Annotated in this window: 21 protein-coding genes and 1 pseudogene; 14 read left to right on the top strand and 8 right to left on the bottom strand. The window is 67.4% G+C overall.

Annotation, left to right across the window (positions count from 1 at the left end; translation table 11 throughout):
* Window positions 1–4: 4 nt before the first annotated feature.
* Window positions 5–289 carry a hypothetical protein gene (locus ABZ404_RS32160; protein ID WP_358834006.1) on the bottom strand — a complete coding sequence of 95 codons (285 nt, stop codon included), beginning with the start codon at window positions 287–289 and terminating at the stop codon, window positions 5–7.
* A gap of 272 nt (window positions 290–561) precedes the next feature.
* Here ABZ404_RS32160 and ABZ404_RS32155 point away from each other — a divergent pair.
* The 8 genes and pseudogenes from ABZ404_RS32155 to ABZ404_RS32120 all read left to right on the top strand — a co-directional run.
* Window positions 562–741: pseudogene (locus tag ABZ404_RS32155) on the top strand (cold-shock protein); the annotation flags it as partial.
* A gap of 327 nt (window positions 742–1068) precedes the next feature.
* Complete coding sequence (locus ABZ404_RS32150; RefSeq protein ID WP_358834007.1) at window positions 1069–1587, top strand: Imm21 family immunity protein; 519 nt, start codon at window positions 1069–1071, stop codon at window positions 1585–1587.
* Between the two features lie 36 nt (window positions 1588–1623).
* Complete coding sequence (locus ABZ404_RS32145) at window positions 1624–1809, top strand: hypothetical protein (protein WP_358834008.1); 186 nt, start codon at window positions 1624–1626, stop codon at window positions 1807–1809.
* Window positions 1810–2878: 1069 nt separating this feature from the next.
* The gene (locus ABZ404_RS32140) at window positions 2879–4384 is read left to right on the top strand and encodes a S1 RNA-binding domain-containing protein (protein WP_358834010.1); all 1506 of its coding nucleotides are present in this window, start codon (window positions 2879–2881) and stop codon (window positions 4382–4384) included.
* Between the two features lie 515 nt (window positions 4385–4899).
* Entirely contained in the window at window positions 4900–5607 is a 708-nt protein-coding gene (locus tag ABZ404_RS32135; protein ID WP_358834011.1) for a DUF4241 domain-containing protein, read from the top strand.
* 435 nt (window positions 5608–6042) lie between these two features.
* A complete protein-coding gene (locus ABZ404_RS32130) occupies window positions 6043–6657 on the top strand; it encodes a hypothetical protein (protein ID WP_358834012.1) in 615 nt (204 codons plus the stop codon).
* A 102-nt stretch (window positions 6658–6759) separates the two neighbouring features.
* On the top strand, window positions 6760–7089 hold the full coding sequence (locus ABZ404_RS32125; protein WP_358834013.1) for a hypothetical protein: 330 nt from the start codon (window positions 6760–6762) through the stop codon (window positions 7087–7089).
* 241 nt (window positions 7090–7330) lie between these two features.
* Window positions 7331–7564, top strand: coding sequence for a hypothetical protein (locus ABZ404_RS32120; RefSeq protein ID WP_358834014.1), 234 nt, complete (start codon window positions 7331–7333; stop codon window positions 7562–7564).
* 327 nt (window positions 7565–7891) lie between these two features.
* Here the strand turns inward: ABZ404_RS32120 and ABZ404_RS32115 are convergent, their stop codons facing one another.
* Both ABZ404_RS32115 and ABZ404_RS32110 read right to left on the bottom strand, forming a co-directional pair.
* Window positions 7892–8602: a hypothetical protein gene (locus tag ABZ404_RS32115; RefSeq protein ID WP_358834015.1), complete on the bottom strand. Its 711-nt coding sequence runs from the start codon at window positions 8600–8602 to the stop codon at window positions 7892–7894.
* 372 nt (window positions 8603–8974) lie between these two features.
* Complete coding sequence (locus ABZ404_RS32110; protein ID WP_358834016.1) at window positions 8975–9487, bottom strand: hypothetical protein; 513 nt, start codon at window positions 9485–9487, stop codon at window positions 8975–8977.
* A 379-nt stretch (window positions 9488–9866) separates the two neighbouring features.
* Between ABZ404_RS32110 and ABZ404_RS32105 the strand changes: the two genes are divergently transcribed.
* The 3 genes from ABZ404_RS32105 to ABZ404_RS32095 all read left to right on the top strand — a co-directional run bounded on the left by ABZ404_RS32105 (window position 9867) and on the right by ABZ404_RS32095 (window position 11549).
* Entirely contained in the window at window positions 9867–10127 is a 261-nt protein-coding gene (locus ABZ404_RS32105; RefSeq protein WP_358834017.1) for a hypothetical protein, read from the top strand.
* Window positions 10120–10767: an RNA polymerase sigma factor gene (locus ABZ404_RS32100; protein ID WP_358834018.1), complete on the top strand. Its 648-nt coding sequence runs from the start codon at window positions 10120–10122 to the stop codon at window positions 10765–10767. Before ABZ404_RS32105 ends, ABZ404_RS32100 begins: the two co-directional genes overlap by 8 nt.
* 347 nt (window positions 10768–11114) lie before the next feature.
* Window positions 11115–11549 carry a hypothetical protein gene (locus ABZ404_RS32095; protein WP_358834019.1) on the top strand — a complete coding sequence of 145 codons (435 nt, stop codon included), beginning with the start codon at window positions 11115–11117 and terminating at the stop codon, window positions 11547–11549.
* Between the two features lie 865 nt (window positions 11550–12414).
* Here ABZ404_RS32095 and ABZ404_RS32090 read toward each other — a convergent pair.
* Window positions 12415–12885 carry a hypothetical protein gene (locus ABZ404_RS32090; protein ID WP_358834020.1) on the bottom strand — a complete coding sequence of 157 codons (471 nt, stop codon included), beginning with the start codon at window positions 12883–12885 and terminating at the stop codon, window positions 12415–12417.
* Window positions 12886–13849: 964 nt separating this feature from the next.
* On the bottom strand, window positions 13850–14221 hold the full coding sequence (locus ABZ404_RS32085) for a hypothetical protein (RefSeq protein WP_358834690.1): 372 nt from the start codon (window positions 14219–14221) through the stop codon (window positions 13850–13852).
* Between the two features lie 910 nt (window positions 14222–15131).
* Here ABZ404_RS32085 and ABZ404_RS32080 point away from each other — a divergent pair.
* Both ABZ404_RS32080 and ABZ404_RS32075 read left to right on the top strand, forming a co-directional pair.
* The gene (locus tag ABZ404_RS32080) at window positions 15132–15518 is read left to right on the top strand and encodes a hypothetical protein (protein WP_358834689.1); all 387 of its coding nucleotides are present in this window, start codon (window positions 15132–15134) and stop codon (window positions 15516–15518) included.
* 78 nt (window positions 15519–15596) lie between these two features.
* Entirely contained in the window at window positions 15597–16091 is a 495-nt protein-coding gene (locus ABZ404_RS32075) for a hypothetical protein (protein ID WP_358834688.1), read from the top strand.
* Between the two features lie 873 nt (window positions 16092–16964).
* On the opposite strand, the gene ABZ404_RS32070 is transcribed toward ABZ404_RS32075, so the two are convergent.
* A complete protein-coding gene (locus tag ABZ404_RS32070; protein WP_358834687.1) occupies window positions 16965–17162 on the bottom strand; it encodes a hypothetical protein in 198 nt (65 codons plus the stop codon).
* Window positions 17162–17632 (bottom strand): hypothetical protein, encoded by a 471-nt coding sequence (locus ABZ404_RS32065; RefSeq protein ID WP_358834686.1) that lies wholly within the window; start codon window positions 17630–17632, stop codon window positions 17162–17164. The genes ABZ404_RS32070 and ABZ404_RS32065 overlap by 1 nt, the downstream gene beginning before the upstream one ends.
* Before the next feature lie 206 nt (window positions 17633–17838).
* Between ABZ404_RS32065 and ABZ404_RS32060 the strand changes: the two genes are divergently transcribed.
* Window positions 17839–18108, top strand: coding sequence for a hypothetical protein (locus tag ABZ404_RS32060; protein WP_358834685.1), 270 nt, complete (start codon window positions 17839–17841; stop codon window positions 18106–18108).
* A gap of 197 nt (window positions 18109–18305) precedes the next feature.
* On the opposite strand, the gene ABZ404_RS32055 is transcribed toward ABZ404_RS32060, so the two are convergent.
* Complete coding sequence (locus tag ABZ404_RS32055) at window positions 18306–19229, bottom strand: hypothetical protein (RefSeq protein WP_358834684.1); 924 nt, start codon at window positions 19227–19229, stop codon at window positions 18306–18308.
* Window positions 19230–19440: the final 211 nt, after the last annotated feature.

Raw genomic sequence — 19440 nt, 5'->3', positions numbered from 1 at the left:
ACCTTCAGCGAGGGGCGCTGGTAAGGTCGACCCAAATCCAAGGTGCGTGGTGCCATGTGCGCAGTTCGCCGACAAATAGCTCGATGGTGCTGCCCACCGCCAAGACGTTCTGGGCGAGTTGGCGTACTCCGGGTTCACTGCCGCGGCGGATGACGTCCAGTGACGTGCCGACCGGCTCGTATCCGTGGATCTTCGCGATGAAGCCCCATAGTTGGTGGCTGGTGGTCGTTGCTCGGACACGCTCACCAGGGCGGAGTTGGCTGAGCGGCCGCTCCGGTTCATCGGGCATGGATGCGAATCCCTTCTGCCGTGGCTCAGTACACCTGGTCGGGCCAGACACCGATCGCGCTCATGCGTCGCCGGGATCCCCTTGAAGCCGTCGAATCTCCGCGACCAGGCGGGGGATGGCCTCGCGAGCGGCGGCGATGAACCGAGCATTCTCGTCCCAGCGTTCGTCTGCGGCGCGGTGTGTGGTGGTCCTCGTACTGTGCGTTATGCACGCTGATCAGTGGCGGGTCTGCCCCGTCCTGGCAGCCTCCTCATCCTCGAAGGAGAGACAGCATGGCAACAGGCACAGTGAAGTGGTTCGACGCCGAAAAGGGATTCGGCTTCATCTCCCAGGGCGAGGGGCCGGATGTGACCGTCAACTTCGCCGAGCTTTAGTCGAATGGCCTCCAATCGCTGGAGGAGAGCCAGAGGGTGGAGTTCGAAGTCGCGCATAACCCCAAGGGCCCCCCAAGTTACGGACGTTCGCACTCTCTGAGCATCCGATGCCTGGTGCCCCGCACGCATGTGCGAGGCGCCCGGTATCGCCGCACTATGGCACCCGAAGAGCAGGGAGACCAGGGCAGTCTCCCCGCGCGTAAAATGGCACACGTGCACGAATAGCATGATGTCGAGATTGCCCCCGCCCCGGGAGGCGGCTGTGACTGGGCGGGACAGTTGTCACCTGGGCGCGCAGACCGTCACCGCGCCCCGCCCAGCTGCGACCCCGCTGTTGTTGAGCCGAAGCACGATAGTTGTCACAAAGGCAGGCTGGTTGTCACTGCCCGCCTGTAGCTTCCTCATATGGTCAGGTATGCAGATCCAGGTGTGGCTGAGTGGGTGGAGTCCAACGGCGGGCCGCTGGTCGTGGTCCCGGAGACCGCCTTGCTGTCATGGCTTGGATCGGATGGCGATGGTTCCGAGGATGATTACGACAGGGCCTGCGGCGTAGACAGCTGGACCGGCCTTGTCCCTGTTGGCCAGGAGAACGTCCTGGTCCTCGGTGGCGATCCCGCCTCGACTACGTTCCTTCCTGAGCACGACCTGTTCGTGCGGTGGTGTGCTGCGGAATCTGAGGCGGAGCTCCTCGACAGCATTGGAGCTGCGATTAGCGGGGCCGCGTGGGAGCCTGACCTGCACTGGGCTATATCAGGGCCTGTGCTCTTGTTCGATGCAGTTTGGTCCGGGATCGAGATCGCCGGAGAGGATCACCTGCGCGTCGCACTTGAGCCTGGGTGTTATGCCGTGCGCGCGGCGTATGTTGAGCCCGATCTGCTGACCTCACTTGTTCTCGTCCAATTGCGGCGCCTCCCGCATCAGTGAGTCGGCACGATCGATCCTCATGGCGAGGTGCTCAGCGTGCTGGATGAGGAGCTTCCGCAAGGCGGCATAGTGGGGAACCGGATCAGGCCGGGAGAGCTGGAACCATGTGCTGCCGCGGCGGAGAAGCCAGGCCCGACGGATGTCGTCGGGCTGTTCGTCTTCGATGGGCCGTGGAGCGAAGCGGAGTTCGCCCTGGGTGATGTGGGCCCAGATGAATGCTGACGCCTCCTGCCGTTTGCGGTCGTCCAGGATTGGTTGGATGGGGCCGGGGACGGGGGGGCAGGCGGTCGGTGATCTCCTGCCAGGTGCCGGGGGTCAAGTACCAGTTCTGCAGGGCCTCGCGTCGATGGTGGTAGTCGATAGGGCTGGTGGCGGTGCCCAGTTCCCGGGCGGGTCGTGCAGGGCTGTTGTGAAGTGTTCCGAGCCGCGGTCGTTGAGCCATCGGAGGAACTGGAGAGATGGGGCGTACTGACCCCTGTCGGGGTTGATCCCGAGGAAAGCGGCGGCGTCCCCCAGCGAACCGCCGGCGGCCCACTGGACCAGCAGAACGGCGGTGTTCCGGCGTGCGGACTTGACCTGGGATGAGTGTGCGAGGGGCGCGAGGTACTCCTGGTGCCAGTTCTCCTGCAGGAACGCGGCGACGTGCTCGGGGCGGTAGCCGTCCGAGCGGGTCGGCGCTTTGGTCTTGTGCTTGGTGCGTCGAAAGGAGCGGATGGAGGGCTCCGCGGCCTGCCGCAAGGTGTCGGAGCACGAGGACGCGTGGCGGAGGACACGGGCCCAGGGCGCTCTGCTGGGGCGCCCCCGCCAGGTGGCTTGGAGGTGCCGGGCCAGAGTTCCGTGCAGGTCGGGGGCGTCGAGGACGCTGACGGCAGCGGTCAGCAGAGCTGCAGCAGCAGCCGGATCCCTCGGGGGCAGGTCGAGGGATTGGCGGGTTCCTGCGCCGAGCCAGCGGACATGGTCGGCGACCGCAGGGAGTCTGCTGGGATCGACCAGGTTCCCGCCGAGGGGCGAGGAAGCGTAGAGGAGCGCGGTCACCACCCGGACGTCGCTGAAGAGGCGGGGCGGCGTGCTCGGCCGGATGGCGGGGGTCGAGCAGGCCGAGCAGTCGGTGCTGTGCGGCGAGCTCGCCGACTCCCGGCGGGAGGGCGCCGCTGTCGGCGGGCTGGTCCAGGGATGCGCCGCATGAGAGTGCCGTTCGTCCGCGCGAAGTGGGCTCCTCCGAAAAATCCTGACCGCGGACTCGGCAGCGGAACCTACGCTGGGATCCCCTCCAGGCCACCCAGGGAGCAGCGTGCCGCCGTTCGTCTACCGGATCACCAAGTACGACCCCGCCCACCGTGACGAGCGCGGTCACTACACCGGTGCCGAGGACACGGTCAGTGACCACGGGCCGGTCGAGGAGGCTTACCTGGCGGCAATCGCCGCCTTCGCGGAGGCGGCGGGCGTTGAGCAGCTGGAGATCCGCGAGCCACAGATCGGAGGCTTCGCCCACTTCGGCCTGGAGCCACCGGTAGACGGCTACGGCCTGGCCGACCTGTTCCCGGCCGGCCCGGTGGGGTTCCACGACGGCGCTCTGGTGCCGATCACCGTCGGCCTGGAACTCGTCCGGTCGATGCTCCGCGACAGCGGCGCCTGGTGCCGATTGGAGGCAGGTGAAGCGTTCGCCGTGCACGTCGGCTGGGACCAGTACATCTACGTCGGCAGCAACCAGCCCTGCGAAACCGCACTGGCCCGCACCCGCGCGCTCGGCCTGTTCCCGGAACGCCTAGACGCCTCGCCGTACGACTTCGCCCCCGACGACCCCGCGTACGTGCAGCGCCCCGCCGACGCCGACTTCTGGGGCCGCCTGCACGGGACCGTCCGTGCCCACCGCGCAGTGTTCCTGGAGGAGGTCTTCGCCGGCACCGCCTCCCGGTGGCACCGCCTGACCCGCGACACCGTCGAGGCCGTGCGCTCCCAGCTGGCCCCACGCTCTCAGTTGGCTGTCTGGCCAGACCTGCTCACCGACATTGACAAGGCCGTGGCCGCTCTGCCCGACGAGGGCCTCGTGGAGATCGTCTGGGAGGACGAGGACGGACGGATCACGAGCACGGTCGTGGACGAGACCCAGTTCGAGGCAGCGGCCTGCCAGCTCGCCACCGCGCGTGCTGCCGGCGTCGTATCCATGTATGCCGGTGAAGATCTCCCGCTGTTCACAGCTGTGCTGCCCGACAGCGACGGCGTTCTACGCGCTCGCTGGCAGACCGAGCCGACACCCAGCGACCGGGACTGGGCCTTCCTGAAGACCTTGCGGCGAGGCCAGGTCGTCACCGGCACAGTGACGACCATCGCCAGCTTCGGCGTCACCTTCGTAGACATCGGCGGTTTCACTGCGATGATCAACATCCCGGAGTTGTCCTGGCGTCCCTTCGACCACCCCTCCGACGTCGTCAGCGTCGGCCAGGAGGTCACAGCCGAGGTCCTCGACGTCGACATGGTCCGGGAACGGGTACCCCTGTCGCTCCGAGCAGTCCAGGAAGACCCCTGGCCGCAGGTAGCGCAGAGAATCGGCGAGGTGGTCACCGGGCCGGTCACCAAGATCGTGCCATTCGGTGTTTTCGTCCGCATTGAGGACCGAGAGGACGGCTTCCAGGGGCTCGTGCACACCAGCGACCTGGATGAATCGTCCAGAGACGTCGTCCAGGTCGGCGACGCCCTCACTGTCAAGATCATCGATGTCGATCTCGCGCGCCGTCGTATCGCCCTGTCACACCTCCAGGCCCTTACCTCCACTACCGAGGGCCAGCAGTGTGACTGACGCGAGAAGAAGCCGGTGCAGACCGAGTTGCGCCTGATGACGTAGAGCTCCTTGCTACCTCGAGGCAGCTGCGGGGGAGTACGAGGCCGTATCGGCTGCTTTCCGGACTCCCGCCACCAGGCTTCGAACGCCGCGTAGCTCTTGCTCCCTCCCGGCCGGGCCGTCGAGGGTGGTGCAGCAGCTTCACCCCCACGCGGCACGGGGTCGCGCCAGCCCATTGCCTGCCATGCACCTGCCGCAATGTTGAGCATCGGAGTTGGCCATTCAGGCCATGTATCGCGCTCAGTCACAGTAGGTGTTGTGACTGAGCACCGGACCTGTCCAATGAGCATCGGATCTGTCCGGTTGTGCACCGGTTGGTTGGCAGGACAGTGCCAGCTGACGGATAAGCACGCCCGTTGTTCCGAAGCGTCATGATCAGTTCTGCCTCCCTGATCGGAGTGGGCCGCCTTCGCAGTTCTGCCGGGGCGCTGCGGAGGCGCTTTAGGGTTGCCGTGATTGGGAGGGATGGATCTGTGCAGGAGACGAGCGTCGTGGTGAAGGCCGGGCTGGAGAAGTGCGCGTACTTGGTGGGGATCTTCACCGTGGGGGAGCGGCTGGGTATGCGCTTGGATAATCCGCTGATGCCTGTAGAAGTGGTGGAGGTGGGGGTGGTGGCCTCGATCCGTGTGCCCAGCGGTCGCCTCATGGTGGACACGCCATGGCCGCAGGGCCGCCCTGGTCGTGAGCTGGTCGAGCGGATTCCTGCGGGAACCTACGAGGTGGAGGCGTCGTGGGTCGAGGCGCCTTACGAATTCATGGGAGAGCAGTTCGACGGCCGCGAGTGCGCGGCGGTACGCCTGCGCGTACGGGATGAGCCCGTCTCCGTGTGGGAGATCGCCCTTGGCGTCGACGACGAAGCAGAGAGGCCCGTCCCGGGTGAGGCTGGGTTCGAGACGGACACCGCGATGGGGGCATTCGCCGACGCCGCGAGTTGGCAGGCCCTGACGCAGCCGTTCCGGCGGTTCTGGGAGAGAACCGAGCAGCAGCCTGGCGTCGCCTTCGGACGAGACACCGAAAGCTTGCGGTGCGGTGAGTTCGAGAAGGTAGCCGACGACGCCACGCGAGCGGACCTGCTCTCGTTTCCCGCACAGGAGGGCTTGACGGCCGTCTGGATCGGGCGCAACGCAGCCGGCCAGGTGGTTACCGTGGCGGTCGCCCCGCCTCTGTCGTGCCTGGCTTAAGCGCAGGCTAAGCGCACGCACATTGAGCACGCAGGCTCGGCGGCCTGCCGGGATGACTCCGCAGCACACCACTTTTTCCGGGGCTTCAGGAGATAGGGGCCTGGCCTGCGTGAGTCCTGCGCAATGCCCGTGACTGCGACCAACATCTGAGCATCGAAGTTGTCCATCCGTGCCAGATACCGTGCTCAGTAACGCCATTTGTGACTGAGCGCGATAGGTATCCCATGGGCATGCTCGTTGGTACCTGAGCGATAGTTGGCTCTGCGAGGTGGCGGGCAGGGCTTCCGCCCGGGGTGGTACCGGAGCCGGTCGCTAGGCTCCGGTGCTATGACCAGTGATCTTGGGTTCGGCTGCTCGTGCTGCGGGGCCCACCCCCCTGAGCTGCCGACCTCCACGGACGGCCCCGTATCGCCCATCCCGGTCACATCTGCCGGCGTGAGCCGCAGGGCCCAGCGGTTCGTCGAGGTGGAGGGCCTCCGCGTCCACCGGCAGGACATCAGGCGACACCACGACGTCTGGATCGGGCACGGGATCCCCGCTGCGGAGATCGGCCGGGCAACTGCCTTCCAGGACCGCTGGGGCGGCCTCGCGCTGCCGCCGGCCCCGTTCTACGAAGGTGCTCCGCGCATCCTGGACGCAGGCTGTCCCGAGCGGATGCCAGGCGGCTGGTCGTTCCCGGCAGGGGACTGCCGGGTGTCCATGGCCTACCGATTCATGGTCGGCCCCGACGGGGCGTTCGGGATCGACGCCTGCCGCTGGACGCCCCTGCATGCCAGCACGGAGGGGTGGGTGGAGTCCCTGGCCCTGGCCGCCCATGCCCGCCGGTGGGCCAACACGGTCACGAGGATCAGGGGCAGCGCCGTAGAGGAACTGGATCTCGGCGGCTTCGAACCGGTGCCCGACGTGCAGGGGCTGACCGACACCTGGTGGCGGGGCGAGGACTCGCTCATCGCCGTATACCGGGGCGAGGCCGTGGGCCTTGACGCCCCGCAGTGCCTCGAAGCACACGTCTACGGCGGGCTCGACGACTGGGGCCTCCACGGCGGCTGACTCGTAGTGCCGAACCAGCACCGACGACTGAGCTCGGTAGGTGGCCCTTGAGTATCCCGGTTGGCCCCTGTGCACCACGGGTGGCCCCGTACGAGCCGCTGGATGACCGCCGAGAGGCTTCTGGGGAGCCGCCGGACCAGCCATGATCAAGTTCCGGGGATTCAACGGCTGGGGTGTGACGTGAAGGACTGGCGGACCGATCCGACGTTCGCGATGTGCCGGAAAGTAACGGAAGGGGCGGACCTGGCCTCGTTCTCGGGGGGCCCGTTCGACGTGCGGACGGCGGTCGCCGGCATCCTGCCCGAGCCCCGACTCGGCTTGGACATCGATGCCGTCCCGTGGGGTAACTTCCCCCATGGGCATGACGTCCGGGAGGCGATTTCCCTCCTGCGCGCTGGCTGCGAACCGGTCGTGGACGCGACTGGCAGGTGATCTCAGGGCTGCAGACACAGGAATTCAAGCTCGTGTGCGTCAAAGCAATCAAGGAGTGCGCAGGTGCGCCGTCTCTCGCAGGAGCGTGGCGTTGAAGGCCCGCCCGTGGTTGCTGCCGGACATCGAAGGCCGTGATCCGGCCAAGGTGCCCGCGTGGCCGTGCCAGAGCCCGCTGCGCGCACGAGGATTCTCTTGAACGCGGTCCCTCCAGGCCGGGGTCGCCCGCGAAGGGACACATCTCGTGCGTAGAGCGAAACCGTTAGTCATCGGTGCCCTGGCGTTCACGGCCCTCACCCTGACCACGACGGCGGTCGCGGTGAACGCTGCAGGCGGTACCGGGGAGGAGGGGTCCTCCGTGGTGCACTTCGGCTCCGACGCATCCGGCCGGCAGTGGCACAGCGACGTCCTGGACGCCTCCGTCCCCGCCAACAACGACCCCGCGAACTTCGCGCCCGAGGGCGTGCAGCTCCCGTAGGCCGCCGCGGCGCGGAAACGGAGCCGGCCCGGTGCGTGGCACACCGGGCCGGACCATGTCGCCACCGCCGCGACAAGCGGCGGAGCCGCCGTTAGGCGCCGGGCCAGTCCCTGGCGTCCATGGGGCGTGCGGTCGGCGCCGGGAGCGCGTTGTTACGGCGCTCCTCCCGCTCCTCGAATGCCCCCCGGTAGCGCCGAGCCCGCCTGCGCCACCACGGCGTCCGCGCGGCCGACGAGAAGGATCCCGCGGCCGTAGACCGCTCAAGCCGGGATGCGAGGCGGTTCAGCAGGCGGTCCAGAAACACCAGCATCGGATCTCTCACTTCGGTCAGGTGCCGCAGGCGGCACGCACGTACTTGCCGACCTCATACGGCCCGCCGTGGTCGCCGCGGGTGTCCACCAGGTGCGTCTGGACCTGCAGGTTGTAGTTGTAGGTGCCGCCGCCGGGGCAACGGATCGACCAGATCGTGTCGTTGACCTGGGCGGGGGAGTAGACGAAGCGAGAATTCGTCCAGCGCGTGTAGGAGCGCGGCCCCGACCACGAGGACCGCAGGAATTTCCCGCGGGTGTAGTGATAAAGGAAATTCCCCGAGCACAACTCATGACTGGACGAAGAGAGATGCCCCAGGCTTTTCACGGTGGGGCGTGCCCAGGTGGAGCAGACCCAGCCGGCGGATTTCGCACTCTGCCCCGCAGCGGCGGGCAGCGCGTCACGCGACGGCGCGAAATTCGCTGGGTCATTGTTCGCGGTCACCGACGCGTCCATGACCTCACTCGACCACTCGGCGCCGCCGCCGTCCATCCCCCAGTGGACGACGATCGCGTCACTGGTGTCGAAGCCCGCGTCCTGGGCCTCCTGCGTGTGGGCGTCGCTGACGCTGACCTCGGGAAGCTGGTCATCCGGGACCACCGGGTCGACCTCGTCGTTGCCCGGCCGCGACGGGATCGGCCCTCCTGCATCCTGCGTGGTGGCCGCCGGATCCTCATCCGCCTGCGCCACGCCCCCCGCAGCCAAAGAGGCCGCGGCAAACACCGCCACGAGGGATACGGATAATCGCCTTGCTGATCTCACAGTGTGGTTCCTCCCCTTTATGTGCACCCCTTTGAAGCGGGGCATCGGGAAAATGCTTTCACGTCGAACGCGTGAGCGGGAAGGCGTTGGTGGACGTTGTCCGGATCCCGCCCGGGAGGCCGCCACTCCGCAAAGTGCACGACATTTCCCGCAGCGCCCCGAGCTGTGTTGGCGTCCCTCTCGGTCAAGCACCGTTCCCGTGCCGGGGGATGAACCAATGCACCCATCCGTCTGGGGCGAGCCGCCCGGGTAGCCACCCAGTTCACCACCATCCTCGCGGGCCAGGACCTGCCGTTCTGATCGGTGCCTCTCTCGACATCACTCGCGCCCGCCGGGGACTCACCGGTGCCCAAGAGGGCATTGAGCAGGACACATACGGGATGCGCTGCCCCGTACCTGCTCGTCAGACGGAGATCCAGCAGTAGAGACGCTGTCCTCGAGCCACCGCCCGGCTGGCCAAGTTGGCCGTACTGTGAGGAATTCCGCCAGCCTCTCCGGATCCGGGGGCGTCCAGAACACGTCCGAGGTGGCCCACTCGCGGGCAACCTCTCGCAGCAAGGACTGATCAGCGTCGGCGAGGGCATCACGCAGGGAATCGGTCAGCGTCAGGCACAGAAGATCCCCCTCGTCGATGCTCGCGAGCAGATGGCTATGCCGCGGGTCGCCCTGGACCGTCTCGGCCGACCGTCCGGTGAGAGCCGCTTCCGCTGGCAGCAGGTCGGTGGTGGGATCCATCCCGTTGACGTCGAACCCGTCATAACCCGTTGCAGTTGGTTCGCCGTCTTCGCGCACTACGGCGCGCACTGCGTCGTCATCGTCGGCAGCAGCAAAGTATCCATAGATAACTCCCATGCCGTGATCTTGGCACCCACCTCTGACACAGACGTCCGGCTGGTTTCCCCGCAGAGAGGCTCCGCGCCCCTTGGACGAATTGCTGCTCGGTGGGAAGTGGCCCGTGCGTGACCGACTAGGAACGGTGCCTGAAGGGGCAACCTGCCTGCGCCGGCCGCTGCTTCGCTCGATGCAACCCCGGTCCCGGCGCAGCGAAGAAGGCTGTGTGTCCGGCGGTGGCGTGCGCGGGCGTCAAGGGGGCGTGTTCGTATCCGGATGCCCCCGTTCCGCGGATTGGGCGGTGACCGGCGTGCACGAGGGGGGTGTGTTTTCGCTTGGCTGGGCAGTGAGGGCCGTTGGGTTCTCCGGCTGCCGCAGGGGGCGGGCACGCTGTTCGGTTATGAGTGGAGGGATCGCGGCGGACGTGAATGTCGTCGAGAAGGCCATGTGGGTGCTGCAGGTGGTGACGGCGGGCCGGGTCTTCGCCCCGGACGTGGGACGGTTCTGGAGGCATTTGCTGGGGGCGGGGGTGCGGGCGGGGGTTGTCGAGCTGACCGGCCGTCACCACTCCGGGCAGACTTCGCGCGGTCCGCGCCCGGAGGCATCCCTCCTCGTCCAGGCGGATGCCGAGGCGGAGGCGGGGTGGAGGCCTGGTGAGTGAGGGCGAGGACTGGCTGGGGGAGCAGGCCGTCAGCGGTGAGCTGGCCGGTGTGCTGCGGGTGGACTACGTCGCGTTCCACGCCCACCACCGCACCTACCTGCGCTACGTCCACCTGCAGCTGGGCAGTGACGCCGAGGCGATAGAGGTCGTCGAGGACGTGTTCACCTTTCTGCTGAAGGTGTGGGACAACGCCCTGCGCCAGCCCAGCACCGAGACGTTCGCCTGGGCGGCCCTGCGCGAGGCGTTCGAGCGCCGGCGGATCGTCCTGGACCGGCCCGTGGCGATGGTGGAGACCGCCTGGTTCGCCGCCCTGCGCCGGACCTCGCGTACCCGTCTGGAGCTTTTGGAGTCCAAGCTCGGTCTGTACGCGGCGATCGCGCAGCTCCCGGAGAGGCATTACGACGTGGTGCTGCTGGTGTTCCTGGAGGGCTGCTCGACCGAGACGGCCGAGCGGATGATGGGCATCTCGCCTGCAACGGTGCGGTCAGTGAGGTTCGTTTGTGCTGGGGCTCGGCCCCAATATGCGCGTGCAGTCCCGCCGTTGGAGTCTGCCAAGCGACCCTGCCTGGCGAGAAGCGGCTCTTGCATTGAGGGGGCAGGCTTGATGAGAGTGACGGAGGTGCTTGGTCCGAGCCGCTGATTCGCCTGGGACTGGGCATCTGGGGTGTCGAAGGGAGATGCCGTGCTGCCTCGGCGACAGGTCATGCGGTTGTGCGCGGTTGGGGTGGCCGTCGCTGTCACCGTGGTGGCCGCGGTGCTTGCCGGGGTGCAGCAGTGGGTCCTGACCGCGGTCCTCGCAGGCGTCAGCGCGGCCGTCACGGGAATCGTCACGCGCAGCGTCGACCACGCCGTCATGCGCGGCGGCCGGGCGAGGCCGCCCCACAAGCAGGAAGCCCCCATCACCGTCACGTCCACCCAGAGCCCCGGCATCAGAGGGTATATAGGCCCCTGCCGCCGACCACGGAACACCGGCGCGATCCCGCCAACGTGGTGCAGCTCTATTCGGCCGACATCCATCTGATCGTTGAGGCCACCGGCAACCGCACAGTGATCGTGAACACCATGGCTATGCGCCTGGAGTCATATGAGGTTCCTCCGCACGTCAGCGACGTCGGGCTCCCTTTGCTCGGTTACCCGATGGATCCGCGGGAGCTCCGGGAGTTCCGCGTGAGGCTCACCGCGGGAATCAGAGCGAATACCACGGCCCCGACCTCTTGGGTTAGACCTGCCGAGGGCGTACCGGACTTCCCCTACACGGTCACACTGGACAGCCCTGATCACTTCTTCCCCGACGTGGGCACCGCTGAACCAGGCGACTACAGGTTTCGCATCGAGGTTCACTGGATCTGCCAGGGACAGTCCGGGATCGTCGTTGCCGATCAGTCTGGGGAACCCTTCCGGTTCGTGCGCCCGGAGCGGTGAGCGCCACTCATGCGTCTGGCGGCAGCAGTCATCTGCTCGCCGTGTGGCCCGCCATCCACTGCCGGGCGGCTCAACCCTGCGCTGCCCCGCCCCGCTGCGCAGACGGCGCGTGTACGCCGACAGCTCGCGACCATGTACCCGCCCACGACCGGATCTACCACCCCTACGGACTGTGCGGCCTGTCCGGCGTGCGCGTCACCGATCACGCTCGCCCTACCTTCCGCTCCCCGGTGAGGTCCTTCCATCGGAACGGGGGCACCCCAGCCCTGGGGGTGCAGTGGGGGCTCGTGCCCCGGGGTAGACAATCCGGCACAACTCCGTATGCGGACACGAAGGATGGCCCACTATGGGTAGTTCTGCGGGGGCTACTCGTGTCTGCCCTGCCAGCGTGAGCGCTCCCCGCTCCTGACCCCGTGCCGTTGACCATCCCCCCTGGCGGCGCGGTTCCCCGGCCCCGATCGAGGCAAGGACACGGTGGCGCCAGCGGGCCGGGAAGCCGGGGTCGTAGAGCTGCTGGTGGTTCAGGTCCGCGAGCAGCGGCACTCGGTCGGGACCCAGCCCGGAACGCGGCGTCCCAGTACCGTACGGGGCTCGTAGCCCGTGGCTGCCCGGTCCAGCCGTCGGGGTCCGCCGGGGCGGTCCGGTCGGTCGCGTTGTCGATGGTGGCGTGCGGTATCTGCCCGGCCCGGGTGCTGGTGGTGACCTGGTCGGGGCCGGCGGCGAGCAGAGCGAGTGCCTGTTCGGCGTCCTTGCGCTTTAGGTCGTACGGGTGAGTGCGCCGCCACTGGTCCAGGCGGCCGAGTGCGTCCGCCAGGGCCTCGTCCTGGGCGGTAGCCCGCCCGGGCATGGGGCGGTGTTCGGCGGGTCAGGGGAGCGGGATCAGCACTTGTTCGGGGCTGGCGGGGCAGACCCAGGCCGTACAGTCGTCCACCGCGGCAGCGGACATCGGGTGAGGGTGCCCTGGGCATGGCGGCAGGGCGCGGCCGTGTGTCAGCTCGATGGCCCAGTCCTGGAGCCGGTCGGCCAGGAGCACCAGGGCTTCGACGTGATCCATGTCCGGGGGCAGATGGACGCGCGTCGATTCGTGGGCGGTGGATACGAGCACGTGGACACCGGCGTCCAGTGGCGGCAAGTTGTCGAGCGGTCCCCAGTGCGCGGTGAGCGAGGAGCTGAAGGCCCCCGCAGGTAAGGGGGGAGTGTTGGGATGCCCGTGTTCCCTTGTGATGGCTGTCGAGTCGTATCCAACGGTCACGACCGAGATCTCGCACCGGCTTGCCAGGCCGAGACGGTTCGCGATTGCCTCGGCCTGACGGGACACCAGATCAGTGGGATGCATGCGGGAATTATCCGCGGAGGTCCGCATCCAGTTCCACGGGACCATGGCAAGGTCAATGCGTGGGACGCGGTGGACTACCAGGACTACATGACCTTCCGGTCGGGGCGGGACACCCGGTCGGCTGGCCTGGGGCCGCCCGTACCGTGCCGGCGGCGCTGAGCGGAGCACCGCGGGGGTGCGCCCGGCGACCGCCCGCCATCAGGCGGACCCCACTCCGTGCAGGAGCTAGGTGGGCGCGGTCGCCGGTCCATGGCCCCGAACTTGCGAGCGCCCGGGGCCTGCCGACTGTATCCCTGGGCTTGCGGGTTCGGGAAGCGTGTTCTGCCCCTGCCGCCCCCCCGTCGGCTGGGGCAGGTGGGCCGGCGGGCGTGGACGTGTAGATCGTTTTCTTGTCATGCCAGGCTTGCAGCGTGTGGCTGTGGAGGCGTGGACAGGTACCGGGTGGCCCGCTGAGCGACGGTGAGTTCGAGGACTTCAAGGCGTTGCTCCGCCGGTATTGCGCGTACGAGCTGGACCAGTGGGACTGTCTGCGGACCCCGACCCCATACGGCCCTGGGAACGACGTAACCCAGTCCGCATACAACAAAACCGGCTATTGGACGACGTGCAACATCGACTACGCCCACCTCTACCCGACCGAGGCGAGCAGGGGGGCAGGACGGCCCGACCCTCTGGGCCACCTGACCCGTTCGCACGTCCCAGCGCCCCGCCTGCACCTGGCGGGGCGCTTCCCGACTTGCCGGACGCCGAGCGAGATCGGGGCCGCACTCCTGCGGCAGGATGAGGCAACGTGGAAGTCGCCACGCCTGGTGGGAATGTCAGCTCCGTGTCGGCAGTGTGGGCGGCCCGAGGACTGTGGCCGAAGCCCGCAGTCCTCGGGCCGCGCCCCTGACGCCTCGGCGGCCTTCGTGTGGTGAAGGCCGCCGTGCGGGAGACGCTGCCGCGTGGCCCTCTGCTCAGGAATTCAGCACTGGGGGAGCATGTCCTGCGCGCGCCAGAAGTCGGTGTCGCTGAGGTTGACCATGTTGACGTAGACGTTGCGGTGGCCGCTGTCGTCGTCGGTGCGCAGCCAGGCACCGGAGATGTGTCCGTTGTTGGAGTACCAGTCTCCCGCGGTCCAGCAGTAGAAGTAGTTGCGGCCCGCGTACAGCGTCCCGGCATGGCTGTGCAGGTTGGGCTGGTAGTGGGACCACTGGGTCACCGATGTGGTCAGATACACCTTGGCCTGGGCCCGTGCCGGCGCCGCCTGGGCGGGAGTGAGAGCGGAGCCCGCAGCCAGTACCCCGACTGCGGCGGCCAGGCAGCCAGCGACCCGGACGGAACGATTCTTTCCCATAACTTCTCCCCGATGTGTACTCCCCGATGCGCGCCCGTCCGCTTCGCCAGTCGGGCGAAGGACGGGCTGCGCTCAGGAAACGACTCACCTGATCTGTAGATCAGTCACGTGGGAGCGTAGGCCCGTCGGGTAGCGGACCGATGCCCGCACGGTCACAGGCTCGTCCCCAGCATCCCGCGCACAGCGGCATACGTCACGCCTGCCTGCCGGGGGCGTCGGGGCCGGTGCTCCGCGCCTGGCTCTCCTCCCCAGGTCCGGACCGGCGATGGCTACCGCCGCGCTTGGTTGGATGCGTGAGGCGATCGGCGCGCAGGTGTGCAGAGCATGAGGAGAGTGGTCGTATGACGACGGTGGAGACCCATTTGGCTGCCGGGCTCGGGTTCCAGCCTGGCGCGGTCGTCCGGGTGGTCGGGTATGGCGGTGACGCCGACCAGGTAAACATTTTCGACGTACACAGGGTGAATCCGACAGTAGACGTCGGCAGGCAAAAGCCCGGGGCGAGCTTCTTGGCGCGGGACGCAGCCGCCCGCTGTGCTGTGCGCCCTCCGACGAAGGGGAACTGGGTAAAGCTGGGTGTCGACGGCGGAGGGGGCGTACGGACCTTGCGTCGGGCGTCATGTTTCCCTTGGCGATTGCGACCTGTATGCGCATGAATGCGACCCGTGTGCGCGTTGGTGTGACGTCATGACCGTTGGCGCGGCACGGCCGCGTGTCCATAGTGGTAAGTGAGCCGTTGACTGAGTCGGATCGCTGACCATGGCTGCGAGCTCACCGTTCGGGGGTGGGGAGCGGGTCTAGGCTGGGGGTATATCCCTGGTGCAGGGGGCCGAAATGCCTGATGAGCAAGCGCCGGTCGGGTTTAGGGGAGGAAATGATGTCTGTGATGAGGAAACTGAGCACGATCTGTAGCTTGAGTGCGGCCGCAGCCTTGGCGATGGGAATGCTGACGGCCGGGCCGGCCTCAGCAGCCATCCGCGCGGCCTCCTGGCCCAACGACAGGTACTACGTCTGTGCCGACTACTGCGACGGCGCTACGCAGGGCGGGGTCGTCTGGGGCAACCGGACCTCGAAGCTTCAAGGCTGGGTGGAGGCATACAACGGCACCGCGACCGTCCACTTCGACGCCTTCGCCGGTTCCACCAAGGTCGACAGCCAGTCCAGGACCTCCAGCGGCCCTGTGGTCCCCTACAACTTCTATATCGGCGACCCCGATCTGCCCGGCGGCGTCGATCGGATCAGGGTCCAGGTGTGCGCGCCTCGCGGCTGCGGCGAACAGTTCAACCTGATCAGGGACTGACGCACCTTCCGTAGCCGTACGGGCTGCCGCACAAATACGCTGGAACTCCCGCCACCCGATGGGCGGCAGGATGTGCGTATGGTGAAGAGCGAGATAGAACTGCTGGCGCTGTTGCGCGAACTCGATGACCCGGAGCGGCTGGAATGGCCGCTGCACTACGACCGCGCGGCGACCGGCCTCAAGTTCGGCGGGCTGGTGCGCCGGCTCGAAGCGGACTTCGGTGCCTCGTGCGAGTCTGAGCGGGACACCCAGGATTCCAGCGAGTACGGGCGCATCCACGTGCCCGCGGATGCGACGGTCTGCGGGACGCGGATCGTGGTCTGCGTGAGCAAATTCGGCTCCCTCGCGGAGGTCTGCGCTGACAATCCGGGGGCCTTTTTCAGCACGGACGAGGCCCATGAGGAGGGGGCGCTGGACCTCGGCGACCTCGCCACCGTGGAGGAGGCGCTGGCCGACCTCGGCTATGTGAGTGTCCCCGAGGAACTGTTGGAGAGCGACTACGAGGGCCCCAGCGCGCTGGAGCACTTCGCGCCACGGCCCACTTGGTGGACACGGTTCTTCGGTCTCTGGTGACGCGACCGCCCGGCCTCCACCCTCAGCTGGCCTCTGGGCGGCTGAGGCCCGGGGCGGATCCTCGGCAAGATCGGTAAAGCCCGCATGAACCCCCTTTGCGCACAGAGCTGCCAGCATAGCTGTGCGTAATTGGACCCAACACCATCTGATTAGAATCCTGTGGTTGCTCACGCCCAGTCCATGCCCAGCTGTGCGAGGCGGTGAGCTTGTCGCGCCGACTTTTATTTTTGGAGATCCATACGCCCAGCTTCACCTCCACCGGCTCTGCCGCGCCGTCGATCGCGATCTCCTCGGGTGCGCGCGGGGTGCCGGCCGGTCCGGGCCATCCCGCTCCACCCGCTGCGTGAGGGCTGCCAAGCCCGGTTGGAACGCCTACTGCGCCGTGCCCGGACTTCTTCCGGTCCACGAGCGGCTGTCGGGGCCGGAGGCGGCGTCTGGTCGGGCTCTAGGCCCAGAGCGCTGAGCCCGCTTCTGCTGCTCGGGCCGTGCCCAGGTGCCTGCTGCTTCTGCTGCTGCGGGTGCTCCTCATATAGCAGCACAGCCGAGGCCGGCCGCGCTCCGCGCATCGCGTGGAGCAATTCGGTGACGGCGTTCACCACGCGCTTGTCGTCGGCCAGGCGCAGGTAGTCGTTGCAGTCGACGACGGTGGAGCCCGGGCTTGGGAGACCCCGGCCGCGCAGGATGTGCCTGCCTCCCCACCGGCCCCGGATCCCGTCGGCGTGGATAACCTCCACCCGTTGCTGGACGAAGCTGGGCGGCAGCAGGGGGCCGGCGGTCGACCGCGATCTCCTCAGCGTGGCCACGCCGTACGGGCCGGTGGGTGCCTTCCCGCTCCGCCCACGGTCCGCTACAACGCCTGGCGCATGCGGAGCGCTACTGAGGAGGAGTGGCTGGCGGTTCTCCGTTGTTGCTCCGTGCTTGCCTCTGCTGACGCATCAGGTCTCTCCTGTGCTCGTGTTCGGTCCGAATGGCAGGGGCATTGGCCAGCTTGTAGTTATCTAAGAGAGCCTTCATCGCTTCCTGGATCTTGCCGAGCTTGTCTTCGATCTGTTTCGTCGGCCGGTCCTTCATCAGTGACTCCGCCCAGGTCCCGAAGTCGACCACGTACTCGAGAGACTCCACGCTTCCGCTGGGCCCTTCGGATTCGACGGTGAAGGTGTATGCGGTGGGCAGGTCACTGTTCTCGAACCGGGCCTGCTTGTCCAGGAGATACGCTCGTCACGGACCACCGTCGGGCCGATGTTCTCGATGACGACCACGAGGATCCCCGAGGTGGGGTCTGAGGGCTGGATGTCGACGATCACGTACGGCTCGTTCTGCTCCCGATGGATGCGTTCTGCCAGCGCCAGCTGCTCGCGGTGCAGACGATCTGCCTGCTGGAGTTGCTCATGAGCCACACGTACCTGCTCGTCGGCTGCACGGGCTTGTTTGTCGGAGTGGCTTGCCGAGGCTGATGCGGTCCTTGCCTGCCAGATAGCGATGGCAGCGGCGCCCACCGACACGGTGCCCGTGCTGAGTGCGATCCAGTCTCCAACGTCCATGAGGCGAAGCTAGCGGGAGGGGCTGACATGCACCGGGACGGCTTCCTTGAGCACCGTCGCTTGCATCGGACACTGGGCCTGGGACCGCGGCGCGTAGTTGAACTCCACCCGCCGCTCCAGCCGCACAGCCGACAACCCGTCTGAAGCGGTGGCTGAAGGAGGCGACAGTGAACGGGACGTAGTGGCTCACACAGGGTGACACCCGGATGGGCGAGCTACGGCAGTACGCAATTGATCAGCCAACGTTTCTCTGCCACTTCATACCGGGGCCCGGATGGGAAGGGGTCCGTGCGCTGTTCGAACGCTGGGCGGCTCTGCACGGCCCGGATCCCGACGGCTCTCGAACCGCGCAGGCCATCAAGCCCATCATGGACCTCGGACTCACGTTGGTCGCCGAAGACGAAGGCCGGCCCATGGCGCTCTTCAAAGAGTGCATCGTCCGTATCGACGGCGACACTGCCCGCGTGCGCTGCTGACCTCAACGAAGCCTCGGCCCATTCAGCACAAGCTCAGAACCTTTGCCGTGAAGGCTCCGAGACGGGTTCTGAGTGCCTGGCGGACGTGCTCGCGCATGGACTGCCTGACCTGCACGCCCGGGACGCGCGCCGCGGTGCTGCGGCGGGTGGACCGGTTGAGCACCGGCTGGCCTGTCTGGCCGACAGAGCGTCATCACTCACAGAGGGAGAGTAGGTCGGGGTCGGCGGGGCAAGAGCCGTCGCCAGCGGCTCTGTGCTCTGGCCGCATTCCGGCGGACCTGGCCGTACCGGACCACAGATCTGGGGCTCGCGGTGCGTACCCACACCGGGGCGCCGATCAAGATGCGTGATGCTCCCCTGGTGCTGTCCCCGTCGGGGAAGTTCCACCGGCCCGGGGTGAGGACGACGTCGCTGTAGATCACAGCGAACCACTCGCACTCGGACGCATGGCCAAGGGTGTACCCGCGCGTCCAGGGCCGTCCTACGTGATCGACTTCTCTGGTGATCCCTTGGTCCAGGGCAATCTTGAGCACTTCAACGGAGAGGTCTTCCGGGTCGTCCCACTGGGACGTGTTCTGCGTGCCGTGGGTTTCCAGAAGCTCGTAGACCGCCAGCCAGGCTGACGAGTACCACCCCGTATCAAGGGCGTCCGACCGGCGGAAGTCGGCGAGATTGTCCATGCTGCCGAACAGGACGAGATCCACCCGCTCCCCGCTGGTGCTTGAGGTCCGGACGTGGAGCAAGGCCCCGTCGTCCTGGTCGGGGCCGCCGACGTACCGGGCAAAGTTCACGTGGCCGACGCCCTGGGCGAAGAGGGCCGGGAGCGGGGAGCCGAAGGTCACCACGGCTTGCTTCCCGACGGCCTTAGTCACCCGCTTGGCGATCTCGCGCCGGTTCTGGTCCTGCCTAGAGACGTGCGCGTATTCGATCTGGGGCAGCGGCATCCCCGCGATCGAACCCGGCGTCTTGACTGCCGTCGGATACCAGGCCTTGCCCAGGGCAACGCCGTTGTCCTGCGCCATGGCGCGGATCTTCCGGTCCGACCAGTACAGGTACCGGCCGAAATGGTCCCTCACCCTGGAAGGTCCTTCCTGTCTCGGCAGCAACTCGCTGTGCGACATGCACCAAACAGTCTTGCAGCGGAAGGCATTTCATGGGGAGTGCTGAGTGCCCGGCGGGGCATCGGCTTCGAACGGGACCGCCGGGCCCTCTAGCCTGTCACAGCCCCATCACGGTGATCTCACAGCCGCTGGGAGTGGTGAGGCGCGCTGTCGGGCCTGGCGTGCTGGTGGCTCGTGCTGGCAGGTGGCTGCTGGGCAGGCGGCGCGGCAC

Origin of the sequence: Streptomyces sp. NPDC005878, assembly GCF_040629815.1 — a bacterium.
Taxonomy (GTDB): Bacteria; Actinomycetota; Actinomycetes; order Streptomycetales; family Streptomycetaceae; genus Streptomyces.
This window is presented reverse-complemented; position numbering and strand designations above follow the sequence as displayed.

Bases quoted from the DNA above. Each gene is read 5' to 3' on its own strand.
- ABZ404_RS32085 (WP_358834690.1), bottom strand. From the start codon at position 14,221: ATGGGAAAGAATCGTTCCGTCCGGGTCGCTGGCTGCCTGGCCGCCGCA.
- ABZ404_RS32070 (WP_358834687.1), bottom strand. From the start codon at position 17,162: ATGAAGGACCGGCCGACGAAACAGATCGAAGACAAGCTCGGCAAGATC.
- ABZ404_RS32105 (WP_358834017.1), top strand. From the start codon at position 9,867: ATGAGTGGAGGGATCGCGGCGGACGTGAATGTCGTCGAGAAGGCCATG.
- ABZ404_RS32160 (WP_358834006.1), bottom strand. From the start codon at position 289: ATGCCCGATGAACCGGAGCGGCCGCTCAGCCAACTCCGCCCTGGTGAG.
- ABZ404_RS32065 (WP_358834686.1), bottom strand. From the start codon at position 17,632: ATGGACGTTGGAGACTGGATCGCACTCAGCACGGGCACCGTGTCGGTG.
- ABZ404_RS32110 (WP_358834016.1), bottom strand. From the start codon at position 9,487: ATGGGAGTTATCTATGGATACTTTGCTGCTGCCGACGATGACGACGCA.
- ABZ404_RS32055 (WP_358834684.1), bottom strand. From the start codon at position 19,229: ATGTCGCACAGCGAGTTGCTGCCGAGACAGGAAGGACCTTCCAGGGTG.
- ABZ404_RS32150 (WP_358834007.1), top strand. From the start codon at position 1,069: ATGGTCAGGTATGCAGATCCAGGTGTGGCTGAGTGGGTGGAGTCCAAC.
- ABZ404_RS32075 (WP_358834688.1), top strand. From the start codon at position 15,597: ATGGTGAAGAGCGAGATAGAACTGCTGGCGCTGTTGCGCGAACTCGAT.
- ABZ404_RS32090 (WP_358834020.1), bottom strand. From the start codon at position 12,885: ATGCATCCCACTGATCTGGTGTCCCGTCAGGCCGAGGCAATCGCGAAC.
- ABZ404_RS32060 (WP_358834685.1), top strand. From the start codon at position 17,839: ATGGGCGAGCTACGGCAGTACGCAATTGATCAGCCAACGTTTCTCTGC.
- ABZ404_RS32125 (WP_358834013.1), top strand. From the start codon at position 6,760: ATGACCGCCGAGAGGCTTCTGGGGAGCCGCCGGACCAGCCATGATCAA.